Below are 8,927 nucleotides of genomic sequence, written 5' to 3' on the forward strand. Positions count from 1 at the left end.
TCGGCGACCACCCGCCACAAATCCCCCGGCGAACCCACACCACCCGGATACCGACAACCCATACCCACAATCGCCACCGGCTCATCCACACCAGCTTTGAGCAGGTTCAGTTCCTGGCGACTCTTGTCGAGCTCGATCGTCGCCCATCGTAGGCTGGCGAGCAGTTCGCTGTCGCTGACCATAATCAGTTGTCCCCCAGTCTCTTACAGAGTTGCTTCGATGGTGATGGAGTGAAACGAGTCGTCAGTGAAAATCAGGCGCGTTGGCGTCGCCCGCGTCCAGTGCGAGCTGGATGAGGGCCTCGGCTGACATCTGATCAATCGCTGCGTCGGAGACCTCTTCGGTGAAGTCGGCTTTGCGTTTTCCACTCAGTTGCAGCAACGTGTCCAGCACGCCGGCGTCTCGCAACCGTGACACGGGAATCTCTAGCAGCAGACGGCGTATTTCGCGTTCGTCGGACACTTGTTCTGTGCGCGGTTGCGGCCGAACGGTTTCCGTGATTTCGGAGACGAGGAACCTGGCCAGTGCGCGCGGCGTCGGATAATCGAAGATCACGGTCGGCGACAGCTGCAAACCTGTCGAACTGGCCAATCGGTTCCGGAACTTCACCGCAATCAGCGAATCGAATCCCAGGGAACCGAATTCCTGATCCGGGTCAATGGTCTCGACCGCTGCATGCCCGAGCACGTATGCAGACTGCTCGCATAAGGCGGCGGTCACGAGGCGCTCCTGTTCCTTCGGCTCGAGGGCGGCCAAACGGTACGGAGACAGAGAGGTGTTCTCGGTGGTGGAACGGCGAGCTGGTGCCAATCTCTGAAGCAATGGTGTGAGTTCTGCTCCGCCCGCGCGCACCACGGCCATGTCCACTCGAATAGGGACCACCAAACTCCGTTGCGAACGCAATCCGGCATCGAAAAGCTCCAAGCCGAGCTCAGGGGACAGTGCAGATACTCCCGTCATCCCAAGCCGTGTGGTGTCGGCCGCCTCGAGATGCCCGCCCATAGATCCTGTCTGTTCCCACAGACCCCATGCCATCGATGTCGCGGTCAGGCCCAGTGACCGGCGATAGGACGCCAGTCCATCGAGGTACGCGTTGGCGGCGGCGTAATTTCCTTGCCCGGGGCTCCCCAGAAGTCCCGCGGCAGAGGAGAACAGCACGAAGAAAGCCAGATCCGAATCGATGGTCGCCTCGTGCAGGTGTTGCGCCGCAGTTGCTTTCGGCGCGAGTACAACGTCGATCCGCTCCGGGGTCAACGACGCGATCACACCGTCGTCCAATACTCCCGCGGCATGAATGACACCCGTCAACGGGTGCTCCGTGGGAATCCCCGCCAGCACGTGGTCCAAGGCCTGCCTGTCGCCGACGTCGCACGCGACGATACGCACATGGGCGCCCATCGCAGTCAGTTCGTCCAGCAGCTCGGATGCGCCTGGCGCGGCTGTTCCTTGCCTACTGACCAATAGCAGGTGACGGGCACCGTACTCGGCGACCAGGTACCGTGAGACAAGCGCCCCGAGACCGCCGGTACCGCCGGTCACCAAAACTGTTCCGGCCGTATTCAATTGGCGTTCCGTCGAGTCGTTCACGGACATGCGTTCCAGACGCGGTGCCAGGACTTGTCCGTTCCGGACGACCAATTCCGGCTGGCGCGAATCGATGAGCGGATCGACATCGATCGGGCCGTCGGCGTCGATCAGGACGATTCGCCCCGGATTCTCCGACTGTGCCGAACGGACCAGACCCCAAACCGCCGCCGCGGCGACATCGGTTACCTCGGCGCCCGATGCCGCGACCGCGCCATCGGTCACGATCACGAGCCGCGAGTCGGTGAACCGCTCGTCGATCACCCAGCGCTGCAGGACACCGAGTGCCGCGTGTAGACACGTGCGCACCGCTGCCTGAGCGTCATCCGAAGACGAAGCCGGACGCCAGACGATCACCTCGGGGGTATCACTCGAATTCTCGACAGTGTCCCATTCCCCGACGGATCGTCTGTGGCCGTTGGCATCCAGGGTCACCGGAGACCATGCGATCCCGAACAACGAGTCGACACGTCGAGCCATACCGAGTTGATCGGGCCGCACCGGCCGCACCGACAGCGCGCCGACAGACAGCACCGGATGACCGTCGGAGTCGGCCACAGCCAGCGAGACGGTGTCCCCGATCCGAGTGACTCTGGCACGCACCAGCGATGCCCCAGCTGCGTGTAGGGTGACGTCACTCCACGCGAAGGGCAAGGCCACCATCCGGTCACTCCCTGCCTCGTCGCGCCCCTCGGCTATCGCGATCCCGTGCAGAACGGCGTCCAGCAACGCGGGGTGCAATCCGAATGAGTCGGCCGTCCCCGCCAGCTTCGGCACCAGCTCCGCTTCAACGAAGACCTCGTCGCCGCGCCGCCATACCGCCCGCAATCCTTGGAAGGCAGGACCGTAATCGTAGCCACGATCAGCCAATACCTCGTAGGCCGCGCCCGCATCGACTATCTGCGCATCCACCGGCGGCCACTGAGCTGGCTGCAGGCCCGTGATGGCATCTGGAACGAGCCTGGAATCGGTGGCCACGATGGCTTGTGCGTGCTGTATCCACACAGCGTCGCCGTCGGTCTCATTGTCGGCGACACTCGAGTACACGGAGATCGGGCGTTGCCCTGATTCATCGACCGCGTCCACGACTACCTGGATCCGAACCGCACCCTCCGCCGGAATCATCAACGGCGCCTGCAACAACAGCTCGCCCACCACCGGCCAACCGATCTCGGTGCCGGCATGCGCCACCAACTCCACGAAACCGGCACCCGGGAACAGCACCTGACCCCATACCGCGTGATCGACCAGCCACCCCTGCGTCGCCGACGACAGGCGTCCGGTGAATACCACGCGGCCGTCACCGGCGGTATCCATCACAAGCCCCAGCAAGGGATGTCCGGACGACCGCACGCCCAACCCGGCAACATCGGTGCCCGACCAGGTCGCCGGGAGCCAATACCGCTGCCGCTGGAAGGCGTAGGTCGGAAGGTCCATCCAGTGCCTGCGGTGCGCGAACGCCGCGGTCCAATCCACGCATAGACCGCGCACGGATGCCTCGCCCATCGATTGGACGAAGCACGGCCATGCCGCCTCGCCACGGCGCAACGAGCCAACCACAGCGGAACGGGCCGCACTGTCTCCGAGGGTTTCCTCGACGCCGTACACAAGAACCGGATGCGGGCTGCTCTCCACGAACATGTCAAAACCGTCCGCATGCAGTGCCCGTACTGTCTTTTCAAACAACACCGGCGATCGGCAGTTCTCGTACCAGTACTCAGCATCCATCTCCGAGCCTTCAATAGCTCGACCGAAAACCGTTGAGTAAACCGGGATCCCGCTTGCCTGAGGACGGATCGCCGATAAGGACTCCAAGAGTTGATCGTGCAGCGGCTCCACATACGGTGAGTGAGATGCCACCGTGTCGGGGATAATTCGTGCTCGGTAGCCACGCTCTACCATGCTCGAGACGAACTGCGTCAAGCTGTCGAGGCCACCTGTGACGGTGACCGCGGAGGGTCCGTTCACTCCGGAGATCCACAGATCCTCAATGTCCGACAGCTGTTGCGCGACGGTGTCCTCCGGTGCGCCAACCGAGGCGATCGCACCCTTGCCGACCAGTGCCTCCGCGAAAAGCCGGCTCCGCAGAACCACAACGCGGGCAGCATCTTCCAATGTCAACGCGCCTGCGATGTAGGCCGCGGCGATTTCACCTTGCGAGTGACCCACAACCGCGTCCGGCGACACTCCGCAGGAGCGCCACAACTCTGCCAGTGACACCATCATCGCGAACAACGCCGGCTGCACCACCTCGATCCGTTCCAGGGATGGGGCTCCTTCCCTCCCCCGAACCACTTCGAGGAGTGACCACTCCACCATCGGATCGATCACAGCGGCGCATTCTTGCATGCGATCTGCAAAAACCACTGAGGTGTCCATCAATTCGCGGCCCATGCCCAGCCATTGAGAGCCCTGCCCAGGAAAGACGAACACCGTCTTGCCACCCGCGACGGCGCGACCGTCGACCAGTCCGGCTGTCGACATTCCGTTCATTAGCGCCGTCAATCCGGTCGTCAGCTCGGCGAGATCGGCGCCCACGATCACAGCGCGGTGTTCGAACGCCGAACGCTTCGCCAACGACGCCGCAACGTCAGTCGATCGCGTCTGGGGACGCGCAGCCACGAATCGCTGTACCCGATCGGCTTGTTCCAGCAATGCAGCGCGGGTCTTGCCCGATAGCACCCATGCCACCGCCGAAGCGTGCTCGGTGTCGAGCGCTTCCTCGGAGATCGGTTCGGGCTCAGGTGCCTGTTCGAGAATCACATGCGCGTTGGTGCCGCTGATGCCGAACGATGACACCGCCGCGCGTCGAGGACGTCCGTTCTCCACGTCCCACGAGCGAGCTTCAGTCAACAGGCACACCGTTCCGGACCAGTCGACGTGTGTTGATGGCGCATCGACATGCAGTGTCTCTGGCAAGGTTTCGTGCTGCATAGCGAGCAGCATCTTGATCACCCCAGCCACACCGGCAGCGTGCTGGGTGTGACCTATATTCGATTTGATCGACCCCAGCCAGAGCGGACGATCCTGCGGACGATCCTTGCCGTAGGTCGCGATGAGGGCCTGAGCCTCGATCGGGTCGCCCAGCACGGTGCCGGTTCCGTGCGCTTCGACAACGTCCACGTCGCCTGGATGCAGCCCGGCATCAGCCAATGCCGCACGAATAACCCGCTGTTGGGAGGGTCCGCTGGGTGCAGTCAGCCCGTTGCTGGCGCCATCCTGGTTGACCGCTGAACCACGCACGACACCGAGGATTCGGCGGCCATTGCGCAGTGCATCCGAAAGACGCTCCAGTACAACAACACCCGCGCCTTCACTGAAGCCCGCACCATCTGCGGAGTCCGCGAATGATCGTGATCTGCCGCCGGGGGACAGTACCCGCTGTTGGCTCAGGTCCACGAAAGTCTCCGGTGTCGGCATCACCGCTACGCCCCCGGCCAACGCCAGCGAACTCTCCTCGCGCCGCAACGAGGCGACCGCCAAATGCAATGCCACCAGGGATGAAGAGCATGCGGTATCCACGCTCATCGCAGGGCCTTCCAACCCCAGTGCATAAGCGACCCGTCCCGAGGCGACACTCGGTGTTGTACCGGTCAGCCGGAAACCCTGTACCTCGGCCACGGCGGCGTTGCCGATCGCGTAACTGACATTGCTGACACCGGTGAATACGCCAGTATCGCTGGCCCGCAACGACAGCGGATCGATGCCCGAGTGTTCCAGTGCCTCCCAGGACAATTCGAGCAGCAATCGCTGCTGTGGATCCATCGCCAGGGCCTCGCGCGGACTGATCCCGAAGAACGCCGCGTCGAAGTCGGCGGCGTCGTAGAGGAACCCACCCTCCCGCACATACGACTTACCCGCAGCGTCGGGATCGGCGTCGAACAGCTTGTCCAGGTCCCAGCCCCGATCGGCGGGAAAGCCTCCGATGACGTCACGGCTCCCGGCGAGCACGTCCCACAGATCGTCCGGAGATCGGACGTCCCCAGGGAAGCGGCACCCCACCCCGACGATGGCCACCGGTTCGGAGTCGTTCGCCTGGAACGAGAGTGTGGTCGGGTGGTCGGATCGGAGCTCCGGTGTGCCGGCGAGTTCCGCGAGTAGGAAGTCAGCCAGCGCTCGTGGGGTGGGGTAGTCGAAGACAATCGTCGAGGGCAGCCGCAAGTCCGCCGCGTCGCCCAGCTGGTTGCGGAACTCCACTGCGGTCAGCGAATCGAATCCGAGCTCGTCGAATGCTCGGTCCGCATCGATGGCCGACGGGGACGCGTGCCCGAGAACGACGGCCGCCGTCGCGCGCACCGCATCGAGCGCAATCGGTTGTTGTCGGTCGGGACGCGAGGTTGCCAACCGGTCCCGCAGTTTCGATCGGCGCTCCGCGCCGCCCTTTTCAGCCGGTCGCGCTCCGATCAGTTCCCTGAACACCGGTGGGAGTGCTCCGCCCGACGCCAGCGCCCGCAACGCCGCGAGGTCGAGCCGCACCGGAATGGGGGCTGCCCCACCGACTTGCAGTGCGTTGTCGAAGAGAGCCATGCCTTCGTCGGTGGACAGCGGCAGCACTCCTCTGCGGCGCGCACGAGTTACGTCGGCGTGCCGCATTCCTGCGGCCATTCCGCTGGATTGCGTCCATGATCCCCAAGCCAGCGATATGGCCGGCAATCCCAGAACACGGCGATGGACGGCCAACGCATCCAGAAAGGTGTTTGCCGCGGCATAGTTGGCTTGGCCGGGGGCGCCAAGAACTCCGGACACCGAAGAGAACAGCACGAACATCGATAGGTGCGAATCCTTCGTCGCCTCGTGCAGGTTCCATGCCGCGTCCACCTTCGGTGCCAGCACAGCGTCCAGCCGATCGGGGGTCAGAGACTCGATGACGCCGTCATCCAGCACCCCGGCCGCATGCACAACACCGGACAGCCGGACCCCCGCCAGTAGGCGATCCACTGCAGCACGGTCGGAGACATCGCAGGCGGCCACCTCGACGTGGGCGCCGAGGCTCGTCAACTCCGCCGACAGTGCATCCACGCCCGCTGCGGCCGGACCCTGACGGCTGACCAGCAGTATCCGACGGACCCCATGGTTGGCCACCAGGTGACGCGCGAAGTCCGCACCCAGTCCTCCGGTGCCGCCAGTGATCAGCACTGTTTCGTCGGGATCTGTGTGCGTGTACGTAAGTACGATCTTCGCGATGTGGCGCGCGCGGTGGAAGTGTCGGTACGCCTCACTTATGCGGTCGATGCTCCACTGCATCACCGGCGGCGGTTTGAGCAGCCCGCCCTCGTACATGTTGGCAAGGTCGGCGAGGCTGTAGAAGTCAGTAGCGGACGCCACGGGAATGGCGGCCGCGGCCTGGGCGAAATTCAATCGGTGCGGGATACGGACGACACATCGGCGTTCGGTAACCGAAACAGGCTCGACCTGCCCGGTGAACGTTCCCATCACACGATCGCCGACCTGCAGGTCCGGTACTTCGGGGCCTACCTCGACGACCACACCGCTGGCTCCGATACCGGTGGTGTCGGCAGGATCTGCGGTCAAGGAGATGCGATCTCTGAAGTCGAAGCCCACTGCGTGCACCGCGACGCGGAGCTGGCCAGGTGCCAGGGACGCGATCGCCGTGCTGCCAGCACCCGATTCGACGGTATCGGTCGCGCTCCGATCGGTCTTCTCCACGCGCACCCGTTCCAGCCGTGGTACGAATACCTCGTCTCGACGTATCGCGATCTCGGCTTCCACCGTGCTCGCTACCCCTGGCAGCTGTGAAAGCGATTCACTGTCTTCGCCGGTATCCACGAGCGTGATCCGGCCGGGGTTCTCCAGCTGAGCCGAACGAACCAAACCCCATACCGCCGAGGCCGCCAGGTCGGTCACCGTCTCACCAGGCAAGGCCACGGCTCCCTGCGTGACCACTAGCAAACGGGTGTCGGCGAACCGGTCTTCGCTCAACCACTGCTGCAGCACGACCAATACCGCGGCCGCGCAGGCGTGGACGGCGGTGACAGTTTCTCCCGGTACGGGAGTGCACCGCAGCATTACGACGCCGGTTATCGCCTCGGCATCGCCGACAGCGTCCCAATCGGTCACCGCGATAGGCTCGGCCGCATCGAGAGTGGCTGGTTCCCAGACGATCTCGTACAGCGAACCTGCTACCGATCGACCGATCATGAGCTGCTCGCGCGAGACCGGTCGCGTCACTAGAGATTCCGCGGACAGGACGGGGCGGCCGTCCTCGTCGGTGGCGTACACCGTGATGCTGTCGGTTCCGACACCACTGATTCGCGCGCGAATCGCACGTGCGCCACTGCTGTGCAGAGTGACTCCGGCCCATGCGAATGGCAGCTTTATCGTACCGTCGGCGCCGGTGTCCTCCTCCACGGCGAGTACACCGTGGAGTAAGGCGTCCAGTAGCACCGGATGCAGCCCGAACCCCATGTCGGCCATCAGATCGGGCAATGCCGCCTCGACAAACAACTCCATATTCCGTTGCAACACTGCACGAATCCCACGGAAGGCGGGGCCGTATTCGAAGCCACGCGCGGCGAGACGGTCGTACATGCCGACCATGTCCGCCGCGACAGCACCGGCCGGGGGCCATTGCGTCAGGTCCTGCGCTGCGGTCGGCTCCATTGCAGCAGTGGTCGATGCCAATGCGCCCTCGGCATGCAGCGTCCAAATACTGGTTCGATCCGAGGAGTCTCCGTCACCGCATGAATAGATCGAGACAGGGCGTTGCCCGGATTCGTCGGTGCGGCCTACTACGACCTGTATTCGCACCCCGCCCTGATCCGGTATCAGCAATGGCGCTTGCACCGTAAGATCTCGCAGCCCAGCGGATTCCACGGACGCAGCCGCCTGAATCGCCAGCTCGACAAACCCTGCTGCCGGGAAGATGGTCCTGCCCCAGACCGCATGATCGGCCAACCACGGATGCGTCACCAGCGACAGTCGCCCGGTCAGCACCAACCCTTCCGTCCCCGGAAGCTCCAGCATCCCCGCAAGCAGGGGATGTTCGGGCGATCGAAGCCCCAATCCCGCCGCGTCACTGGCCTGCGAGGGTGCCAGCCAGAAGCGTTGACGCTGAAAAGCGTAGGTAGGCAGCGAGATCGGCCGACCTCGCCCATCAAGCACCTGAGCCCAGTCGACCGCCGTGCCCCGAACGAACAGCTGCCCGATAGCAGTCAGCAACGACACTGGTTCGGGTCGATCGGGCCGCATCAGCGGTATCGCGGGCCCTGCGCCATCCGATTCGGTCTGCGCGATCATTGCTGTCAACGCGGTTCCCGGCCCGAGTTCCACGAACTGGGTGCCCGCCGTTGCGCGTAGGAGATTGATGCTGTCGGAGAAGCGCA

The 8,927-nt window shown here is 64.1% G+C and carries 2 protein-coding genes; both read right to left on the reverse strand.

Features of this window, described 5'->3' with window-relative positions:
* Positions 1-182, reverse strand: a 182-nt coding sequence (locus ACWEO2_RS44045) for a beta-ketoacyl synthase N-terminal-like domain-containing protein (RefSeq protein ID WP_452410834.1), incomplete at its 3' end; no start/stop codon positions are given.
* A 61-nt stretch (positions 183-243) separates the two neighbouring features.
* Complete coding sequence (locus ACWEO2_RS44050; protein ID WP_452410835.1) at positions 244-8,841, reverse strand: SDR family NAD(P)-dependent oxidoreductase; 8,598 nt, start codon at positions 8,839-8,841, stop codon at positions 244-246.
* Between the last annotated feature and the right edge of the window lie 86 nt (positions 8,842-8,927).

The organism is Nocardia sp. NPDC004278, from assembly GCF_053602975.1.

Coding starts and splice junctions, on each gene's coding strand:
- ACWEO2_RS44050 (WP_452410835.1), bottom strand. CDS start 8,841: ATGATCGCGCAGACCGAATCGGATGGCGCAGGGCCCGCGATACCGCTG.